The sequence below is a fragment of the Ottowia flava genome, from assembly GCF_008017535.1.
GTDB classification, from domain to species: Bacteria; Pseudomonadota; Gammaproteobacteria; order Burkholderiales; family Burkholderiaceae_C; genus Ottowia; species Ottowia flava.
In genome coordinates this window covers 1-17019 of record NZ_VRUA01000023.1, presented here as the reverse complement: position 1 = coordinate 17019, position 17019 = coordinate 1, and the positions used below count along the sequence as shown (strand labels likewise).

Sequence of the window (17019 nt, the reverse complement as noted above, 5' to 3'; positions counted from 1 at the left end):
AAAAACATGAAGAAAATGAAGGGTTTCAAGTCGGTGGCCAAGGCCATGAGCCAGATCGACTTTTGCATGATGCACACATTCAGCGGAAAGCTCACCCACGTTCGACCGATGTCCAACAACGGTCAGGTGGAATACGAAGGCGACAACTGGTTTTTCTCTAGGACATCGTCTACCAAAATTTCCGATATCGAATCCGACCCTCGCGTGATTCTCGATTTCGTGGACATGAAGTCCCAAGCCTATATCACAGTGTGGGGGACCGGCTCTATCCTGACCGATGATGATCAAAAGAAGGCCATGTGGCACCGTGAGTTGGAACAGTGGTTTCCCAACGGACCGGAGGATCCCGAGGTCAGCCTGATCAAAGTATCGGCCCAGCGCATTCAGACCTGGGGATCATTGGGCGACTTGCTGCTGGAATCTGGCGCAGTTACTACGTGACCGCACTTCTGTTCGAGTCTTGATTGCCCCGCACTACAACTCCCCTCACCCCTGCTTTGAAAGGTATCGCAATGACTGTCCACAAAGAGTCCTCCCCGCCGGCGTCGGATCGGATTAACCTAGCCGACCAAGCCAACCTCGACAACTGGTGCAAGCGCCTGAATGTCACGGAGATGCAGCTTCGTGACGCTGTGGCTGAAGTCGGCGATCAGGCTGGTGACGTGGAGATGCACCTCAAGGGCACGCGATCCAGTACCAACGACGACAAGGTAGAGCGCACTAGTTAAGCCTATCCGGGCTTGGCTTGCCCTGTCTCAATGCACTGCCGCAGTTGATCGCGCCAACGACAAAAGCCTGCTGTGCCGACCTCCTCACCTGAGCGTAGGAGCGCTGCGGGATGCGCGACCACGTGGATCGGTGCCCCTGCCTCAGTCTGCCAAGGCGTTGACCTAACGGGATGGACCAGTTCAAGGGCGGATTGCGCTGTGCGACCGAGCGCGATAACGACCTCAGGACGCACGATCGAAATCTCATCGTTCAGCCACTGTGCGCACTCCGTGACTTCACGTTGCCCCGGCGTTTTGTGGATACGGCGCTTGCCCCGCATTTCGTACTTGAAATGCTTAACCGCATTGGTCACAAACACGTCGGCCATGGAAATCCCGATTTGATCGAGGGCCACCCTGAGTAGTTGTCCTGCAGGTCCTATGAATGGTTGCCCCGTCAAATCCTCTTTGTCGCCGGGCTGCTCACCCACCAGCATGATCTTTGCGCCGGACGGGCCTTGGCCTGGAACCGCCTGCGTCGCGTAGAGTGCGAGATCACAGCGGTCGCATCGGCCGATACGAACATTAAGGCTGGCCAGCTTGTCCGCGGGTTTCGACGCCGATCGGACCGCGCTCGCTCGCTCGGTGTCGGCGTGATGAGACACCATTTCTTGCACGCGGCGTGGCGCTGCGGCCAGCATGGGGCCAATACGACTGGCCTCCGGAAGATTCTTCCAATAGTGCACGGGCATCTCCTTGCGCATGGCATTGAGCTTAATGCGTGCGGGGTTGAAGATGCGTTCGTAATAAGTCAACCAGAGCGCTTCGCCAGAGTCCGTCGCCGGCGCGTCAGCACGGTTGGCGGCCGGACCCGCGATCAATTCTTCGCCGTTCCAGCGGACACTGCCAACGGGCGTCAGGATGGTCCATCTCATGGTGGCGAATCGCCGCTGGAAGAACCCTGCCGTCGCCTGCGTCACGAAATGGCGCGGCTCGAACCAGGCGACGTACTCCTCGTGTCCGCTTCGCGCCACGCGCGTAAAACGCACGAAAGCCTTCATCTTATGCATGTCGCGACGAACCTGGCGAGCCAGCGCTTGCAGATGCACGTGCTCGGGGTGGAGCACGTCGTTCCAGTGACGGCCGTCTTTGCGGATACGTTCGAGCATCGCATGGACGCGCATGAACCGGTCCTCGTCCGAATGCAGCAAGGCAAGCGAGGCTGTTTCGATAAAGCGCGTTGAGACGCCTTCGAGCGCGATCAATCGATCGTCATCGAGCCCGGCACCGGCATAGTCGTCGCCGCAGAACCAATCTACTGCGTCCCACGGAATGGATTGTTGGGCGAACGTCTGCATGAGCCGCAGCGCGTCATGCCGCGCTGCTGGATGCGGCAGTTCTGCGGGAATCATCAACCGAAATTAAAACTCTGTTGCGACACTGCGCTGGCGAAGGATTGGCTGTTGGCGGCCAGGGATGGGCTAGGCCTTGCTGCCGACCGGTAGCCCACACGCGCCGGTCGATAGTCGGGGAGCACGATGAAGCCCAGCACCTTCTTCAGGGGCACGTGAAGAAAGGCCATATCGTCCAGACGGAGTTGCCGGACCCTGCGGGCCGCCAGAATCTTGCCCACGGTCTTGATACCGAGACCGGGCACGCGCAGCAGTTCATCGCGCGGCGCGCGATTGAGGTCCACCGGGAAGCGCTCCGGATGCGCAATCGCCCAGGCCATTTTGGGATCATGGTCGAGGCTCAGCATTCCGCCTTCGGTGACTATTTCGCTTTCCTGGAAGCCATAGAACCGCATCAGCCAGTCCGCTTGGTACAGACGGTGTTCCCGCAGCAAGGGGGCAGCCTGCGCCGGCAGACGGCTGCTAGCGTGCGGAATCGGACTGAAGGCGGAGTAATACACTCGTTTGAGCCCGAACGAGCGGTACAGCGCGACGCTGGTAGTCAAAATTGATCGGTCGTCCGAGCTGTCTGCGCCGACGATCATCTGCGTGCTCTGGCCCGCCGGCGCAAAGCGCGGCGGCTTGGCGCGCGCTGCAGGCCGGTCCGGCATCGACACCACCTTCGACGCTTGTTGACGTTGCTCCTTCGCGTCCTCCAGCTTGAGTCGGATGCGAGCCATGGAACGCTTGATCCCGACGCTGTCTTTCTCCGGCGCTAGCTGCGACATCGCCGCCGGCGTCGGCAGTTCAATGTTGATGCTAAGTCGATCTGCATACCGGCCGGCCCGCTCGATTAGATCGTCACTGGCATCAGGGATCGTTTTCAGGTGGATATAGCCTTTGAAGCCATGAACTTCCCGCAATTGACGGGCTACCTCGATCACCTGCTCCATCGTGTAGTCGGGACTTTGAATGATCCCTGAGCTCAGAAAGAGACCTTCGATCACATTGCGGCGGTAAAAATCCAGTGTTAACTGGACCACCTCCTCGACCCGGAACCGCGCGCGCTCCACGTTGCTGGAGACCCTATTGACACAATACAGACAATCGTAAGTGCACCAGTTCGTCAGCAATATTTTCAGCAAGGAGATGCAACGACCGTCAGGTGCATAGCTGTGGCAAATTCCACTGCCCTCGATTGAGCCCAGTCCGCCCGAATCCTTGGAGTTCCGTTTGGGCGCCGCACTGGAGGCGCAAGAAGCGTCGTACTTCGCCGCATCGGCGAGGATGTAGAGCTTCTGCTTGAGGTCCATATGCCTTACTGATCCGCCGCGGTGGCCGCCAGCGCGTCAACCACCCTATCGTCTCGGGCCAACGACTCGACGAATTGAAATTCAATCTCGACAAACTCGCGCTGAGCAATCGATCGCATCGCTTCCACATCCCGTTTCATGTGCGAGCCATCGCCAAAAAAAAGGGGGCAAACCTTGATGTACGTGCAGGCGCTCATGTCGCGAACGGCTTCGCGAAAACTCGGATGGGTGTGCTCGATATAGCAGGCACGAACCACGGAGTCGGGTCGCAACTCGCGAATACGGTCAACGATGAATTCGATTGGCTTGTGCCAGTTCGGATCTTGCGCACCGTGCGCCACTACGAGGATGCCATGCATGGAAATTGGCTCTGCTTGAGAAATCCTTAAAACTTTCGTCCCTGAAATGCGTGCGTCCCGCTCCTTAGATCAGCTGATAGGACTTCTGGAAGATGGGGCCGGTAATCTCGCTTTCCAGTGCCGGTCAAGCCAACGTGCGTACGCCAGGCTCGCGCCCCCATTGCCGCGTCTTCGCTGCGCGTAGGAAGCCAGCGACGTCTTCGATGGGCACCACGCCGTCGTCAGGCTCCACGTTCGCCTTCTCCAGGATTGGCCGCGTGCCGCCGCAGGCTGCGATCGCCTTCAAGTGCGCGTAGGCGTCAGAGAACCAGCCAACCGCGCCGGCGTCCTGCTTCAGCTTGTCGGCTTCCTCGGGCATCAGAATCGAGGCCACGGCGTCAAAAAGGACAGAAGGCATGCCGGCCAGCTGACCATCCACGTCCAGCCGCTGACCACCCTTGAGCCTGATCGAGAGCTTGGGCGCCACCACCTTGACCATCGCCCCCTCCTTCTCAGCCGCGTTGCGCAGACGATCAAGTGTGGAGCCATCGCTGCCATCGGAGACGAGAATTGCAATGCAACGGCCTTCGAGCGTGTCCTTCATTTTGGGGATTAAGCCCACCGCAGGGGAAGGCGGAAATTCCTGGGTTTGCACAGCTTTCGGTGGGGCAGGCGGCAGTTTAGGCATACCCAAGCCATCGGCGACGCGCTCGGCAAGGTTTTCGTCGATGTGGCGCAGGTGGCCCACCACGGCCTCGCGCACGTGCGCCACCTCCACTTTCGACAACTCGAAAACGTAGGACGAGGCAATGTGCGCCTGCTCGGTTTCGTTCTGGCTGATCCAGAACTGGCGGGGCTGGCTGTAGTGATCGGCAAAGCTTTCGGCACGGATGCGGCCCTTGGCGCCATCATCGTCTTGTGCGGCGAAGCTGCGATAGCCTAGCGCCAGCGATGCGCGTGGCGCCTCGGGCGTCAGGCTTTGCGGCTCATACGCCACGCGACCCCGTGGCACCTGCATTTGCATATGGCCGTCGCGCTGGTTGTGGGCAAACGGACACTTCGGCGCGTTGATCGGCAACTGCGTAAAGTTGGGGCTGCCCAGGCGCGACAATTGGGTGTCGAGGTAGCTGAACAGACGGCCCTGCAGCAGCGGGTCGTTGGAGAAGTCGATGCCGGGCACGATGTTGGCCGGGCAGTAGGCGACCTGCTCGGTTTCGGCGAACAGGTTGTCGGGCCAGCGGTCGAGCGTCATCTTGCCGATCACGCGCAGCGGCACCAGCTCTTCGGGGATCAGCTTGGTCGGGTCGAGATGGTCGAACGGGAATTCGGCCGCTTCCTCCTCGGTGAACAGCTGCACGGCGAAATCCCACTCGGGATACGCGCCGGCCTCGATGGCCTCGAACAGGTCGCGCCGGTGGAAGTCGTTGTCGGCGCCTTGCAGCTTGGCGGCCTCATCCCAAACCGTGGACTGCACGCCCAGACGCGGGCGCCAGTGGAACTTGACGAAGGTGGATTCGCCGGCCTCATTGATCAGCCGGAAACTGTGGATGCCGAAGCCTTCCATCATGCGCAGGCTGCGCGGGATGGCGCGGTCGCTCATGGCCCATATCAATGTGTGCATCGTCTCCGGCATCAGCGAGATGAAGTCCCAGAACGTGGCGTGCGCGCTAGCGGCCTGCGGAAAGCCGCGGTCCGGCTCCATCTTCACCGCGTGGATCAGGTCGGGGAACTTCATCGCATCCTGGATGAAGAACACAGGGATGTTGTTGCCTACCAGGTCCCAGTTGCCTTCCTGGGTGTAGAACTTGACGGCAAAGCCACGCACGTCGCGCGGTGTGTCGACGCTGCCGGCGCCCCCGGCCACTGTGGAAAAGCGCGTGAACACCGGCGTCTTGACGCCCACTTCTGTCAGGATGCGCGCGGTGGTGAATTCGGCCAGCGACTCGGTCAGCTCGAAGGTGCCGTGCGCGGCCGAGCCGCGCGCGTGCACGATGCGCTCGGGAATGCGCTCGTGATCGAAGTGCGTGATCTTCTCGCGCAGAATGAAGTCTTCCAGCAGCGTGGGCCCGCGCGGCGTAGCGCGCAGAGAATTCTGATTGTCTGGAACAGGGATGCCTTGCTGCGTGGTGAGAACTGGGTGGCTGCCATCTGCCTGCTGCTGAAGTTCGTTGCCTAAGCCGCGCAGAACATCTGCTTCGTTGGACGGTACGGCCTTCGTTTTGCCGCGATTCGCAGAGGATGTAGCCATTTCTTGAATCCTTCGAAACTGTTGTTGAGGTTGAGAGCGAACGGTGCCAAGAACGATCAACCCTCGACACGGTGGGGGGAACGTCGAACATCGGCGAGTTGGGGCTTCTGTATTGTGATCTTATCCATAATCTCGCAGACTAACCTACGTTGGTGTGTTGGGAGGGTAATCGCCGCACAATGGTTTCATCGTTCCATTACCGGCGAGCGTCTAGCTCACCTGGTTGGAGCTCTTTTCATGGAGGATGCGAAATGGAGCAGGAACCGAATTCGCTCGAGAGAGGCTCGGCGCCTGGGACCTCCGTCGACAACGAGGCTGGCGAGGTCAGCGCTGAAGAAGGTATGGTGGTGATGGACGGGCCTGCCAGCACATCTTTAACGATGACGCCAGAGGTCGCTCGCCTCACCGGAGAGCGGCTCTGCTCCGCCGCGGATGACGCCGAGCGTCAAGCTTCTGACTTGAAGCCGCGTTAACAGCGCGGCTACCGTTCACCCATTGCCGAGCACATTGCGATCAGAAAGGTTGACAACTTGCTAACGCTGGAAACCGGAATCTATATGCGAGTGGAGCAGCTGCCGAGCGGTGCGCCTACACCGTTGCCTCTACAGAGCGGTTTTAACACCGAAACTGCCTATCGAGCTTTGGGCATGTTTAATCCGTCTGAAACGTCGGATGCTTACTTTATTTTTGCCAATGATCGCGACGAGATTTGGTTTATTTGCAACCGTCACCTTCGGTGCTTGGGCGTGCTGCCGGGCTCGACGGCCCTCAGGTTACCCTTGCATTCGACCGCCAGGCTCATTCGTGAGCATGCGCAGTCTGGCTCTGCGGGCACTGTATGAGCGGTACGGCGCACCTTGATCTTGTAGAAGGTCAGCATTGGCTCCTAGACTTTGCCGAGTGCCAGTGCCCTTCTGAACTTCTGTTTGACTCCGAACATCTCAAGGCTTTGTGCGAGTCCGCCTGCGACAACGCGGGTATGACCAGACTGGGCTCCGTTTTCCACCAGTTTGACGGTGGCGGTGTGACGGGGATCATTGCACTTTCGGAGTCGCATGTATCCGTGCACACCTGGCCAACAGAGCGATTCGCGGCGGTCGACGTCTATGTTTGCAATCATGATCGAGACAACACAGACCGCGGAGCGCGACTTGTACAAGTGCTCACCGCTTCGTTCCGGCCACGCGCGTCAGATCGCAAGCAGGTTTCTCGACAGAACCGGGTAGGGAATCCCGCGCAGTTTCAGGATCGCTCATGGTGGAGGGAATCTCTGGCTGAAGATTTTCAGTATGGGGTGCTCGGCTCGCTCATCGAATGGCAGCAAACCCCTTACCAGCTGGTCGAGATCATTCAAACCGAATCGTTCGGCAAAGTCTTGCGCATCGACGGCGCGATGCAGTGCAGTGAAAGGGATGAACATCTCTATCATGAGCCGTTGGTGCACATGGCCATGGCCAGCGTCCCCTGCCCACGGCGGGTACTGCTCATCGGAGGCGGCGACGGAGGTGCTGCCGAGGAAGTGCTGAAGTGGCCGAGTGTGGAGGCGTTGGATCACGTCGAGATAGACGCTGGCGTTATCGAACTCTCGCGCCGCCACCTGCCTAATGTGCACGGAGGGGTCCTGAACGGCCAGGACCCGCGGTGGCGCCTGTACATCGATGATGCAGTCAATTGGCTGCGACAACGTCCCAAAGAATCGCCGCTGTACGACGTCGTGATCCTGGACTTGACGGATTCGGGGGGGCCGTCGGCAACGCTCTACACGCAGCAGTTTTATGACCTGTGTTCTTCGGTCATGGCGCCACACGCGGCGTTGAGTTTGCACCTTGCGGCACCGTGGGCACAACTGTCCACTTGCGTTCAGTACCTTCGAACGTTGAACAAAGTCTTCGCCCAGGTTGTTCCGTTTCAGGTGAATATTCCCATGTCCGTCGGGCCTTGGCTGATGGCTGTCGTCCGCAATGCGACTGACGCTGAAGACGGCGTAGCCGACCCCCAACTCGATGCTCGGCTTGAGAATCTGCAGGGAGCCAAGCTGATATCGATCTCCGCAGCTTCGTTGAGAGCATCGCGAGTGCTGCCGCGGTTTGTGATGGAAGCTGCGCATAGGTTGAGGTAATGTCACGCAAGCCTAGCGCGCTACTCAGGGCCCATGCTCATGGCGATTGATGTGTCGTGTGGGATAGAGGTGATGCTTCGCATCACCAATGGACTTTTTTGGAGAGCTTCATGCGTCAATCAATCTTGCTGGTGAGCCTTGCGGCGATCGTCTCTGTGCCTGCTTTAGCGAAGAACACGCAACAGGAGGTGATGAAGTCTTGCAATGTGGCTGCTGACGGGAAGAAGGGACAGGAGCGGAAAGACTTCATGAAGGGTTGTCTATCCGATGGCCGCATGGCGCAGCGGGAAAAGATGAAGACTTGCAATGCGGATGCAGCCGGTAAAAAGGGTGACCACCGCAAGGCGTTCATGAAAGAGTGTCTGAGCAAGTGAACAGCATCCTGCCTGCCAACAGGACTTAACCCGCCATGTGCGGGTTTTTTTCCAGGTCAACCTAGCGGAACCTGCCCTGGTTCCGATGATGCTCTCGTAATATCACTGGATGATTGCTGTTGTGCTGGTTTGTCTCGTGGTCGGGATCTCCGATGGAGATACCTTGACCGCGCGCTGCCCGACGGACGACGTGGCGCACCCGTTCAGCCAGGTCAAGGTGCGCCTGGCCGAGATCGACGCGCCGGAGTCCGGCCAGCCCTACGGGCGCCGCGCCAAGGAACACCTTTCCGCGCTTTGCTATGAGGCGCAGGCCACGATCCGGCAGACCGCCAGCGACCGCTACGGCCGCATGGTGGCCAAGGTCGAGTGCCGGGGTATGGACGCCAACATGGAAATGGTGAAGGTCGGCCTGGCCTGGGCCTATACCAAGTACCAGACCGACCCCGCGTTTCCCCGCGCCGAGCTGGCGGCGCGCCAGGCCGGCGTCGGCATGTGGGCCGATAGCACACCGGCGGCGCAGACCTCGCCGTGGCACTTCCGGCACACGCCGCAGCCGCTGCTGGCCGATGCCAGCGGCTGCATCACCGGCCCGAAGGGGGGGCGCTATCGCTTGCTACCCGATGGGCGCAAGCAGTACGGGTGCTGATCGTTTACATGCCCGGCCCACGGCCCCTCGGCGGTACAAGTTGGGGTTTTGGCGTGTCGTGTCCACACTCGCACTTTACGCCGCATTCCGGACAAGTGCATAGGCAATTGACCGCGCCACTTCCTTTGGGGACGTGATTGGTCACACAGTGTGGCGGTTCTTCCGGGTATTCATGGCCGCAGTTAGAGCATTTGACTTTTCCGTCGTCTACTCTGGTGCAATTGTCGGGCGGCCAAGCCTGTTTTTGATCTTCCTGCATTCCCTTATTCTGCTGGCAAATACATGCCGCTACAACCCGTCGCTCAAGCGCGCAAGGGAGCGGCAAGCCTGTCGTGAACCTCGCACCAAAAAAAGGGCTCCACTCGGGAGCCCAAGTTGCCGAGCCAACCGCGCTCAGGGAGGAGAGGCGCGGGGCGCTTGCGCGCCCATTAGAACTTTAGACTATGTAGGCGCTCCAGGAAACCCTACCGATGGCGGGTGCCTTCTTTTGCTGACGGCCCTTCCTTCGCAGGATGGATGCGCGAATCGCTCCAAAAAAAATATACCGTATCCCTGCTCCAGCAATTTGCCTGCGAGCCACCCCGCGCGGCGCGCGGGCCGACAACCCAATCCCTGCGAGGAACGCCATGAGAGTCTGTTTTACATTGCCTTCCACAGGCAAGCTGATTTGCATTCCGGTTCTGGTCCGCAAGCGCTGGCCGTGGGATGACTTGGCTGGCCGATCGCGGCCTGGTCCTGCGCAGCGGCGCAGCACCTGGCGCTGACACCGCTTTTGAAAGCGGCGTCGACCGAGCTGACGCCAAGGTTATCTTCGTGCCCTGGGATGGCTTCCAAGGCCGTCCACAGGTCTTCAAGACGCCGCCGGCCGCGCTGGCAAGCGTCGATCAGTTTCACCCAGCACCGCAGTCATTGAGCCGCGGCGCACGCGCCCTGATGGCGCGAAACGCCATGCAGATCCTGGGCCACGAGATGGCCACGCCGTCGCTGTTCGTGTTGTGCTGGACACAGGACGGATGCGAGTCACACGCGACCCGTACAAGGGCGACCGGCGGCACTGGCCAGGCCATCTCGATCGCGTCCCATCACCAGGTACCCGTGTTCAACCTCAGATCTCCGAACTGGCGAGATCGGTTCCTGGCTGCGGGCAAAGAGCAGGGCTGGTTCTGATCCACACCACCGTTCCCGCATCCGCGGGCGGTGGTTTTCTTTTTGGTTCGGCCAATAAAAAGGGCCGCTCATGGAGCGGCCCTTCAGATCATTGACGGCGACTGGCTGTTCAACCGAGGCGGAGTGGCCTCGCACAGTCTCCTCAACTCTCCGCTTTCGATTATAGGGATGCGCTCCCTCAGCGCAAGCGTTTCTCCGCCGCGCCATCTCCAGCCATGTTCAACCCCGATCACCGATCGGAACACTGGAGAAAAAAATGCGCAACCTCAAAATCCTGGCGAAGATCCTCGCCAACAGCGTGCACATGGACGTGGCCTTCGAGGCCGTCTCCACAGCAAGCTGCGATGGCAAGTGCATTCGCATACCCCAGCACTGGGGACTGTCCAATGATCCCAAAGACGAGATCATCGTTCGCGGAATGATGGACCATGAAGCTCTCGGCCACGGTCGGTTCACCGACTTCAAGGTTTGGGTGCAGAAGTTCGCCGATCACAAGATCACCAACCTCGACGCAGCCATTCACAACATCCTGGAGGACATCTTCATCGAGACGATGGCGATGGCCAGCAAGCCGGGCACGAAAAACAACCTCAGCGAGCTTGTTCGGGTGTTGGTCGACACGGAAGACTTCTTCGGGCCCGAGCCACAACACCTCCAGCCTGAAGACGGAGCAACCATGCTCGTCAACGCACTGCTCATCGTCTGTCGGTCGAACTTGCTGCCAGGCCAGGCTCAATACCTGGGCTCGCGCGCAGCTGCCTATGAAAAGCTCTGCCAGCAGGCCTTTGGCCCGCTGTGGACGCAGATCTACGCGATTGCAGCCAAGTCCGCCTCGGCGCAGTCCACACAGGACACGCTGGAGCTGACCCTGCAGATCAAGCGGCTCGTCGAAGCCGCGGCCGTCGGCAAGCTACCGCAACCGTCGGACGGCGAACCCAACGGGGAAGCTGGTGAGCCCGACTCTGCCCAAAGCGAAAGCCAAGGGACGGGGAAGGGCAAAGGCAAAGCCAAAGGTAAAGCCAAAGCGAAGGGCAAAGGCGAGGCCGAATCTGCCGAAGAGCAGGGTGGTGATGGGGATGGCGCCGGCGATGGTCAGCCCGAAGACCAAGGCAAAGGCAAAGGCAAAGGCAAGGGCAGCAAACCCAGCAAAGGCCGCGGCGCCGGCGCTGGATGCGCTGACGGAGAGCAGATCCAGTCAGCCGCTCGAAAGCTCCTGGAGCAGTCGAACGATGAAATGCCAGTGGTGGAAATCACGGAGGCGGCCTCGCAAGAGATGAACGATTCCAAGCACACCCGCAAGGCTGTCAGCGATCCGACTTGCGGTGAATGGCCGACGTTGCTGCCTCCCCAGCCAGCAACCTTGGCTCTTGCGAATCGAATCGCAAGTCGTTCGGAAGACATCATCGACGTGCTCAAAACCATGACCCACGCTGGTCGCCATGTTGGACTGGTGGGCAAGCGACTGAGCAGTCGGCACTTGAATCGCGTTCCCACTTGCGACTTGCGGGTGTTCACCAACAAGTCGCATGCGCGAGGCATCGACACCGGCGTGGTGCTGATGTGCGACTTCTCCACGTCCATGAATGATCCGATCTCACGCCAGGATCCAACCTCGCGGGCAACTGCGGCGAATGGACTCTACGTCGGATTGGCTGATCTGCTGGACGAGTACGGCGTGCCGTTCTCTGCTTTCGCTTTCAACAACAGCCCGAAGTCGATCAAACTGACCGATGAGGACTGGAGCACGAATCGGCGAAAGCTGCTAGTGCCATACCCGTGCGGTGGGACGAGTGCCGGCGCAGCGCTGTACCAGGCGGTTGCAGAAGCGTCGCAGCTAACGCAGCAGCGACGCCTTGTCGTTCTCATCACCGACGGTGACACCAACGACACGGGCGTTTTGGACGCTGCCTATCAAGATGCGGCGGAACTCGGCATCGACGTGGTGACCTTGCTACTAGGTGATGCCCACTCGCTGTACTACGAGGGTAAGGCCGAGCGCTGTTTGACCACCTCAAGCCTGGTCGATTACACGGTCAAGGCCGTTGAAGCTGCCATCAGCGACTGATCCCAATGGAGCCCTGTTCACGCAGGGCTCCATTTTTTTCGGCCAGGTCGGCCGTAGGGGTGCGCGGCCGTTTCGCGCGCGCGAACACCGGAGCCACGCCGGCGGCGCATTTCCCACGCCCGCCATTTCCACGCATGTTCAACCTGGCCTCACGGCCGCTGTGCGATCCATTCGCAGGAGATTCACATGTTTTTAACCTACAACCCCGTCGCTGGCTGCTTGGTACACACGGGCAATGACCCGATGGCCAGGGCCACGAACGAAGCACTCAACTCGGCTCGCAAAATGACCACGGATGAGCGCTGGAAGGCTGGCCACAGCTTCGACGAGCCGCAAGGGCCCACGGTCCTGGCACGCGAAGCACTGGAAGCCATCGATGGCATCGTCGAAGTGTTCTCCGGGCGCTTGACGGGTGTCTTTTACGCCGAAACGAAGGATGCGCGTGGCAACGTGTATCCCAAGATGCGGCTGGCCTTTTCGGAAAACAGCTCAGATCCTCATGTCATCAGTCTCGAACTGGCGCATGAGATGACGCTGCAGCTGATCCAGCGCATCACAAGCGTGCAGCCTGGCCAGTGGCTCATCATCCGACCAACGATCTCGCCTGTCGAGCGCAACGGCCGCATGTTCGCGAACCACAACTGCATCGTCAAAGACGACCAAGACCAGCTGCTTAGTCCCATACCGGGTCTGTGGAAGCAGGCCCAGGCCGGTGCTGATGAGGCAGCGAAGAAGCTCATGGACATGGGCATCAAGGAAGCCAAGCTGATCAACCTCACCAAGGCGCAATCGAAGTTGGACTTTCATCGCCAGCTGCTGGACGGCATCGTTCAGCGCTTCAAGATGGACGCCAAACCCCAGTCGACAAGCGAAACCGCGTTCTTCTGAACTGGCTCGCTCAACCCACAGGCCACTCTTTGAGTGGCCTTTTCTATGGAGGCATCGTTGCTTATGCGTACCAGTACTGATACAGTCAAACCCAAGAAGGAGTTGAAGTTCTGCTGCGACGCTGCACGGGATGAGCTGATGAGTTTGCCCGTGGACATCCGCAAGGCTTTCGGCGAGCAGTTCCGACGCGTGCAGTGGGGTCAACTCCCCGATCGCGTCGAGTGGTTTGAGACCGTAGGGCCCAAGGTCCTGCAGATGGGCGTCCGAGACGCCCATTCTTGGTATCGCGCCATGTATATCCAGAGCTATCCGGAGGCCATCTACGCGCTGCACTTCTTCCAAAAGAAGACGAATCAGACGCCTCAGCGCAACATCGACATCGCTCGCAAGAGACTGTCGGATCTCAACGCCGAACGAACGAAAGGACGCAAATGACGAAAGCAAGCAGCCAGGAGGCCATGCTGCCGACCGACAACATCTTCGCCACATTCGGCTTTCCGCCGGACGAAGCAGAAGAGCTGCTGGCGGAGGCTGATCGCCGCATCGGTGAGGAGATCGCCTTAAAGGAAAAGCTCGCCGGTGCTGTCACCAGCTGGATGACCGAGCGCCAATTGACGCATGAGTCGGCCGCAAGCCAACTCGGTGTCGATCTCTCGGTGATTTCGAAAGTGGTGCGTCAGCACCTCAACGAGTTCTCCATCGGTGACCTGTTCTCGATGGCTTTCAGAACGGGCAAGCGCTTCGCTATCGCCCTGCACTGATCACAACCCCCTTGCGCTTCTTGCGTAAGGGGGTTTTCTTATTTGAGCCATGGCCACCTACACATCCGTCGACTCGGTGCGTGACGCACTCGCCAAAGAGCTGTGCACCTGGATCCGCGATAGCGGGCTCACCACCGAGGAGGTTGCAGCAAAGCTGCAAACCAGCCGTCCTCGCGTCTCCAACCTCCTGAACGACAGGCTGGAGCTGTTCTCGATCGATTCGCTTGTGAAGTACTGCTGGCGCGCCGGAAAGAGCATCGAGCTCACCGTTCTGGACTAGGGCAGCACCGCCCGCGGCCGCGCCGGCGGGCGTTCAGAACTTGTAGGTCAGGTAGAGGAACGGCACGATGGGGTCGAGCGTCAGCTTGGCCTTGGAGACGGCAACCGCATTGCCATTGACGCGCGTGGTCATCGTCGCCGTCGTCTTCATGGGGATGTACGACACCGAGAACGTCATTCCCAGGTTCTTGGTAAACGCGTAGTTCACGCCCACGTTCAACACCGGGCCGAACTTGTTGTTGATCTTGGCCGACGTGGTCGACGCGCCTGGTGGCAACCCAATTGCACCGCCCAGCGCCTGCTGCAAGCCACCGTTCAATCGAGTGTTGCCAAAGTATGCGTAGGTCAGGCCTACGCCGGCGGAGAACCGCAGCTTGTCCTCTGGCTCGCCAAAGAAGTACTTGGCCAGCACCGTTGGCCCGTACAGGCGCGCGGAGCCCAGCTGCCCAAGGGGAGCAAGCGTGCCCGAGCCGTACAGCTTCAAACGCGGCGGCACGCCAAGCACGCCCTCGATCGCGACCTGGTCGGTGATGAAGTAGTGGCCACTGAAGCCCAGCGTGGTTGAGCTGCGCAGACTCGAACCCGAGCCAGGAATCTCCCGCTCCACCGGCGAAGTGAAGCGCAGCGTGGAGCTCTTGTCCTGCGGCGCGTAGTGCAGCACCCCAGCGCCAACGACGAAGTCACCTGCCTTCTAAGCGTAGGCGCTGCCCAACGGCGCGCAAAGGGCCGCCAGAGCCATCAATCGAGACAGGGAGGGTGTGTGAGCGTGACGTTGAGCTTGCACTGGGGGGTCTCCAAATTGCCGAAGTTGAACGATTGATTGCATTCCTACTTTAGCCGACCCGGCCCATCGCCCGATCTCGCAATATCCCCACGATCTCGCAATATCTCCACGATTTGCCCTGGCACCGGCCGGCAACGGGCCCGAGCCACGGACTTTTTCGCGGTTGCCATCTCCGAGCATGTTCAACCGATCGGCTTGCCGGTCATTCGCCCACTGGGCTCGGAGTCAACCATGATCATCGCGTTCGCACAAAACCTGTTCTCGAAACTGGTTCAAGGCATGCAAATTGTCCAAAACACGCCGGTCGCAATTAACCCGCGCCTCGTGTCCGCTACCGAAGAGCTCGATCTGATCCGCAGGGCTTCCAAACCCTACGGCTTCGTTGCTCGCACGATTTCAGCGCCGGTTCCCGCTGCTGCTGGATGGTCCCGCTTGCCGGACTGACCACTTGAATCACAAGCCGCCTTCGTGCGGCTTTTCCCCTTCCCTTACTTGGCGCCGGAGCGATCTGCCATGAACCCTGTGCATCTCGAATGGCTCGGCGCCGCTTTCGGCCTGAGCGGATCCTTCTTGTTGGCCTCTACGACCAGGCATTCACGCTACGCGTGGTTGCTGTTCGCGGTCTCGAACGTGTCCCTCGCTGCTTTTGCGGCGATTCATTCTTACTTCGGCCTGCTGCTGCTCAACCTCGGTTTTGGCGTCAGCAGCTCCCTCGGCATCTACAACAATTTTTGGAGAGTCAAATGATCACCCCAAGCGAATCTAACCACAGCAACTTCACGCGAAAGTACGGAGCGTTCGATGGCGAGTGGGGGTATACCCACCAGGCATCGTTCTCACCCGATGGGCGCGCCGTCATGGTGGCCATGGACCTCTGGGTTGGCCATGGCGAGCTGCGGCAGACCAGGCAGGCCTACGGCGTCGGCCCGTCGCCGGCTGCTGCTGTCGATGACTGCCTGAACCAGATCTGGTTCCTGCGACCAGTAAAGGACAAGCCGCCGAGAGAGCAGGCCACGCCCGAGATGGTGAAGGCGGATCCTGTTCCAGCCACGCCTGTCGAAGACACGGCGCCGCTGGCACCGATTGACACCCCCGCACCCGCGCAAGCGAGCGAGGCGACGCAACCGGCAGAAGAGGCGCCAAAGGCGCCCGATCCCGTGGTCGATGAAGGGCCAGCACAGCCGGCACCTGAAGCAGTTGCAGCGCGTCCGACCGTTGACGTGGCCATCGTCGAGATCAACCGACTGACCGATGGCGATCGCCTGCGCAAAGCTCGGACCAAGGCTCATGCCTTGTTTCCAGATCTGAAGCAGAAGCAGCAGGTGCTCGATGCAATCGACGCTCGTTTGAAGCAATTGGAGGAGTTGTCCGCAACCCCGGCCTAACAGCCGCTGATTCCAGAAAGGTCGCCTTCGTGCGACCTTTTTTTTCGACCGCTATATCCAAGCATGTTCCGGATCAGTCAGCGGCCGATCCACCTGTCTCAGCTTCTCTTTTTCTCATCGGGCGACCACTCGCCCAACAGCCTTTCTGCCCCGCGCAGATCTCACCCGGCACCACGCCAAAACCAAATTGCGATCCACGGTCGCAGGCCTTTCTACGCCTGCGCGATGGAGGGAAACGCACGACTTCATTAACCAACCAAGGAGCACATTCACATGACACATTGCACCATCAAGATCCCTGATCATGTGCCCGATACTTCAATGGAGTGCAGAAGCATCGGCGAAGCTAAACAGCATTTCATGACCGTGTCGCGCGATTCCTACCAGCTGGGGATTCGCATCACTGGCTACATCCACCTGGCCGGGGCATCGGACCAAAAGAAGAATGAACCGGATTACATTCTCTCCACCGGGGAAAGAGGGTAATAGTCCGTCGAAGGCCGTTATTGACACCTGTCGGCCTTGGCGTTCAAGCATCGACGACGTGCCGAAGC

At 59.8% G+C, this 17019-nt stretch carries 20 protein-coding genes and 1 pseudogene; 16 read left to right on the top strand and 5 right to left on the bottom strand.

The features are described 5' to 3' along the window. Positions 1-6: 6 nt before the first annotated feature. Positions 7-441: a pyridoxamine 5'-phosphate oxidase family protein gene (locus FVQ98_RS17175; RefSeq protein WP_147914679.1), complete on the top strand. Its 435-nt coding sequence runs from the start codon at positions 7-9 to the stop codon at positions 439-441. A 71-nt stretch (positions 442-512) separates the two neighbouring features. Beyond that, positions 513-728 (top strand): DUF3606 domain-containing protein, encoded by a 216-nt coding sequence (locus FVQ98_RS17170; RefSeq protein WP_147914678.1) that lies wholly within the window; start codon positions 513-515, stop codon positions 726-728. Between the two features lie 2 nt (positions 729-730). Here the strand turns inward: FVQ98_RS17170 and FVQ98_RS17165 are convergent, their stop codons facing one another. The 4 genes from FVQ98_RS17165 to FVQ98_RS17150 form a co-directional block, all read right to left on the bottom strand. After that, entirely contained in the window at positions 731-2119 is a 1389-nt protein-coding gene (locus FVQ98_RS17165; RefSeq protein ID WP_147914677.1) for a UdgX family uracil-DNA binding protein, read from the bottom strand. Beyond that, positions 2119-3411 (bottom strand): putative DNA modification/repair radical SAM protein, encoded by a 1293-nt coding sequence (locus FVQ98_RS17160; RefSeq protein ID WP_147914676.1) that lies wholly within the window; start codon positions 3409-3411, stop codon positions 2119-2121. The genes FVQ98_RS17165 and FVQ98_RS17160 overlap by 1 nt, the downstream gene beginning before the upstream one ends. Before the next feature lie 5 nt (positions 3412-3416). Continuing rightward, the gene (locus FVQ98_RS17155; RefSeq protein ID WP_147914675.1) at positions 3417-3770 is read right to left on the bottom strand and encodes a sirohydrochlorin chelatase; all 354 of its coding nucleotides are present in this window, start codon (positions 3768-3770) and stop codon (positions 3417-3419) included. 124 nt (positions 3771-3894) lie between these two features. Next, positions 3895-5997 carry a catalase gene (locus FVQ98_RS17150; RefSeq protein WP_147914674.1) on the bottom strand — a complete coding sequence of 701 codons (2103 nt, stop codon included), beginning with the start codon at positions 5995-5997 and terminating at the stop codon, positions 3895-3897. A 251-nt stretch (positions 5998-6248) separates the two neighbouring features. On the opposite strand from FVQ98_RS17150, the gene FVQ98_RS17145 reads away from it, so the two are divergent. From FVQ98_RS17145 to FVQ98_RS17095, 10 genes are all read left to right on the top strand, one after another. Then, positions 6249-6470: a hypothetical protein gene (locus FVQ98_RS17145; protein WP_147914673.1), complete on the top strand. Its 222-nt coding sequence runs from the start codon at positions 6249-6251 to the stop codon at positions 6468-6470. Positions 6471-6835: 365 nt separating this feature from the next. After that, positions 6836-8116, top strand: coding sequence for an adenosylmethionine decarboxylase (gene speD / locus FVQ98_RS17135; RefSeq protein WP_147914671.1), 1281 nt, complete (start codon positions 6836-6838; stop codon positions 8114-8116). 110 nt (positions 8117-8226) lie between these two features. After that, a complete protein-coding gene (locus tag FVQ98_RS17130) occupies positions 8227-8490 on the top strand; it encodes a PsiF family protein (protein WP_147914670.1) in 264 nt (87 codons plus the stop codon). A 163-nt stretch (positions 8491-8653) separates the two neighbouring features. Further along, positions 8654-9136, top strand: coding sequence for a thermonuclease family protein (locus FVQ98_RS17125; protein ID WP_222707621.1), 483 nt, complete (start codon positions 8654-8656; stop codon positions 9134-9136). Between the two features lie 705 nt (positions 9137-9841). Beyond that, a complete protein-coding gene (locus tag FVQ98_RS17120) occupies positions 9842-10303 on the top strand; it encodes a hypothetical protein (RefSeq protein WP_147914668.1) in 462 nt (153 codons plus the stop codon). Positions 10304-10559: 256 nt separating this feature from the next. Next, on the top strand, positions 10560-12368 hold the full coding sequence (locus FVQ98_RS17115) for a vWA domain-containing protein (RefSeq protein WP_147914667.1): 1809 nt from the start codon (positions 10560-10562) through the stop codon (positions 12366-12368). A gap of 186 nt (positions 12369-12554) precedes the next feature. Further along, the gene (locus FVQ98_RS17110; protein WP_028603776.1) at positions 12555-13256 is read left to right on the top strand and encodes a hypothetical protein; all 702 of its coding nucleotides are present in this window, start codon (positions 12555-12557) and stop codon (positions 13254-13256) included. A gap of 45 nt (positions 13257-13301) precedes the next feature. After that, the gene (locus FVQ98_RS17105; protein ID WP_051236990.1) at positions 13302-13691 is read left to right on the top strand and encodes a type II toxin-antitoxin system RelE/ParE family toxin; all 390 of its coding nucleotides are present in this window, start codon (positions 13302-13304) and stop codon (positions 13689-13691) included. Continuing rightward, positions 13688-14017, top strand: coding sequence for a helix-turn-helix domain-containing protein (locus FVQ98_RS17100; RefSeq protein ID WP_147914665.1), 330 nt, complete (start codon positions 13688-13690; stop codon positions 14015-14017). Before FVQ98_RS17105 ends, FVQ98_RS17100 begins: the two co-directional genes overlap by 4 nt. A gap of 49 nt (positions 14018-14066) precedes the next feature. Then, the gene (locus FVQ98_RS17095) at positions 14067-14297 is read left to right on the top strand and encodes a helix-turn-helix domain-containing protein (protein WP_028603779.1); all 231 of its coding nucleotides are present in this window, start codon (positions 14067-14069) and stop codon (positions 14295-14297) included. Between the two features lie 33 nt (positions 14298-14330). On the opposite strand, the pseudogene FVQ98_RS17090 reads toward FVQ98_RS17095, so the two are convergent. After that, positions 14331-14975, bottom strand: a pseudogene (locus FVQ98_RS17090) (OmpW/AlkL family protein); the annotation flags it as partial. Between the two features lie 336 nt (positions 14976-15311). On the opposite strand from FVQ98_RS17090, the gene FVQ98_RS17085 reads away from it, so the two are divergent. From FVQ98_RS17085 to FVQ98_RS17070, 4 genes are all read left to right on the top strand, one after another. Then, complete coding sequence (locus FVQ98_RS17085) at positions 15312-15524, top strand: hypothetical protein (RefSeq protein WP_028603781.1); 213 nt, start codon at positions 15312-15314, stop codon at positions 15522-15524. A gap of 69 nt (positions 15525-15593) precedes the next feature. Then, positions 15594-15827 (top strand): hypothetical protein, encoded by a 234-nt coding sequence (locus FVQ98_RS17080; protein ID WP_036595182.1) that lies wholly within the window; start codon positions 15594-15596, stop codon positions 15825-15827. Continuing rightward, on the top strand, positions 15824-16465 hold the full coding sequence (locus FVQ98_RS17075) for a hypothetical protein (RefSeq protein WP_147914664.1): 642 nt from the start codon (positions 15824-15826) through the stop codon (positions 16463-16465). The genes FVQ98_RS17080 and FVQ98_RS17075 overlap by 4 nt, the downstream gene beginning before the upstream one ends. Before the next feature lie 273 nt (positions 16466-16738). Beyond that, positions 16739-16951 (top strand): hypothetical protein, encoded by a 213-nt coding sequence (locus FVQ98_RS17070; RefSeq protein WP_147914663.1) that lies wholly within the window; start codon positions 16739-16741, stop codon positions 16949-16951. Positions 16952-17019: the final 68 nt, after the last annotated feature.

What these genes read in the sequence shown, in the direction of transcription:
- FVQ98_RS17165 (WP_147914677.1), bottom strand. Translation starts at nt 2,119, where the DNA reads ATGATTCCCGCAGAACTGCCGCATCCAGCAGCGCGGCATGACGCGCTG.
- speD (WP_147914671.1), top strand. Translation starts at nt 6,836, where the DNA reads ATGAGCGGTACGGCGCACCTTGATCTTGTAGAAGGTCAGCATTGGCTC.
- FVQ98_RS17070 (WP_147914663.1), top strand. Translation starts at nt 16,739, where the DNA reads ATGACACATTGCACCATCAAGATCCCTGATCATGTGCCCGATACTTCA.
- FVQ98_RS17130 (WP_147914670.1), top strand. Translation starts at nt 8,227, where the DNA reads ATGCGTCAATCAATCTTGCTGGTGAGCCTTGCGGCGATCGTCTCTGTG.
- FVQ98_RS17120 (WP_147914668.1), top strand. Translation starts at nt 9,842, where the DNA reads ATGACTTGGCTGGCCGATCGCGGCCTGGTCCTGCGCAGCGGCGCAGCA.
- FVQ98_RS17160 (WP_147914676.1), bottom strand. Translation starts at nt 3,411, where the DNA reads ATGGACCTCAAGCAGAAGCTCTACATCCTCGCCGATGCGGCGAAGTAC.
- FVQ98_RS17145 (WP_147914673.1), top strand. Translation starts at nt 6,249, where the DNA reads ATGGAGCAGGAACCGAATTCGCTCGAGAGAGGCTCGGCGCCTGGGACC.
- FVQ98_RS17110 (WP_028603776.1), top strand. Translation starts at nt 12,555, where the DNA reads ATGTTTTTAACCTACAACCCCGTCGCTGGCTGCTTGGTACACACGGGC.
- FVQ98_RS17155 (WP_147914675.1), bottom strand. Translation starts at nt 3,770, where the DNA reads ATGCATGGCATCCTCGTAGTGGCGCACGGTGCGCAAGATCCGAACTGG.
- FVQ98_RS17085 (WP_028603781.1), top strand. Translation starts at nt 15,312, where the DNA reads ATGATCATCGCGTTCGCACAAAACCTGTTCTCGAAACTGGTTCAAGGC.
- FVQ98_RS17080 (WP_036595182.1), top strand. Translation starts at nt 15,594, where the DNA reads ATGAACCCTGTGCATCTCGAATGGCTCGGCGCCGCTTTCGGCCTGAGC.
- FVQ98_RS17175 (WP_147914679.1), top strand. Translation starts at nt 7, where the DNA reads ATGAAGAAAATGAAGGGTTTCAAGTCGGTGGCCAAGGCCATGAGCCAG.
- FVQ98_RS17075 (WP_147914664.1), top strand. Translation starts at nt 15,824, where the DNA reads ATGATCACCCCAAGCGAATCTAACCACAGCAACTTCACGCGAAAGTAC.
- FVQ98_RS17095 (WP_028603779.1), top strand. Translation starts at nt 14,067, where the DNA reads ATGGCCACCTACACATCCGTCGACTCGGTGCGTGACGCACTCGCCAAA.
- FVQ98_RS17170 (WP_147914678.1), top strand. Translation starts at nt 513, where the DNA reads ATGACTGTCCACAAAGAGTCCTCCCCGCCGGCGTCGGATCGGATTAAC.
- FVQ98_RS17105 (WP_051236990.1), top strand. Translation starts at nt 13,302, where the DNA reads ATGGAGGCATCGTTGCTTATGCGTACCAGTACTGATACAGTCAAACCC.
- FVQ98_RS17115 (WP_147914667.1), top strand. Translation starts at nt 10,560, where the DNA reads ATGCGCAACCTCAAAATCCTGGCGAAGATCCTCGCCAACAGCGTGCAC.
- FVQ98_RS17150 (WP_147914674.1), bottom strand. Translation starts at nt 5,997, where the DNA reads ATGGCTACATCCTCTGCGAATCGCGGCAAAACGAAGGCCGTACCGTCC.
- FVQ98_RS17100 (WP_147914665.1), top strand. Translation starts at nt 13,688, where the DNA reads ATGACGAAAGCAAGCAGCCAGGAGGCCATGCTGCCGACCGACAACATC.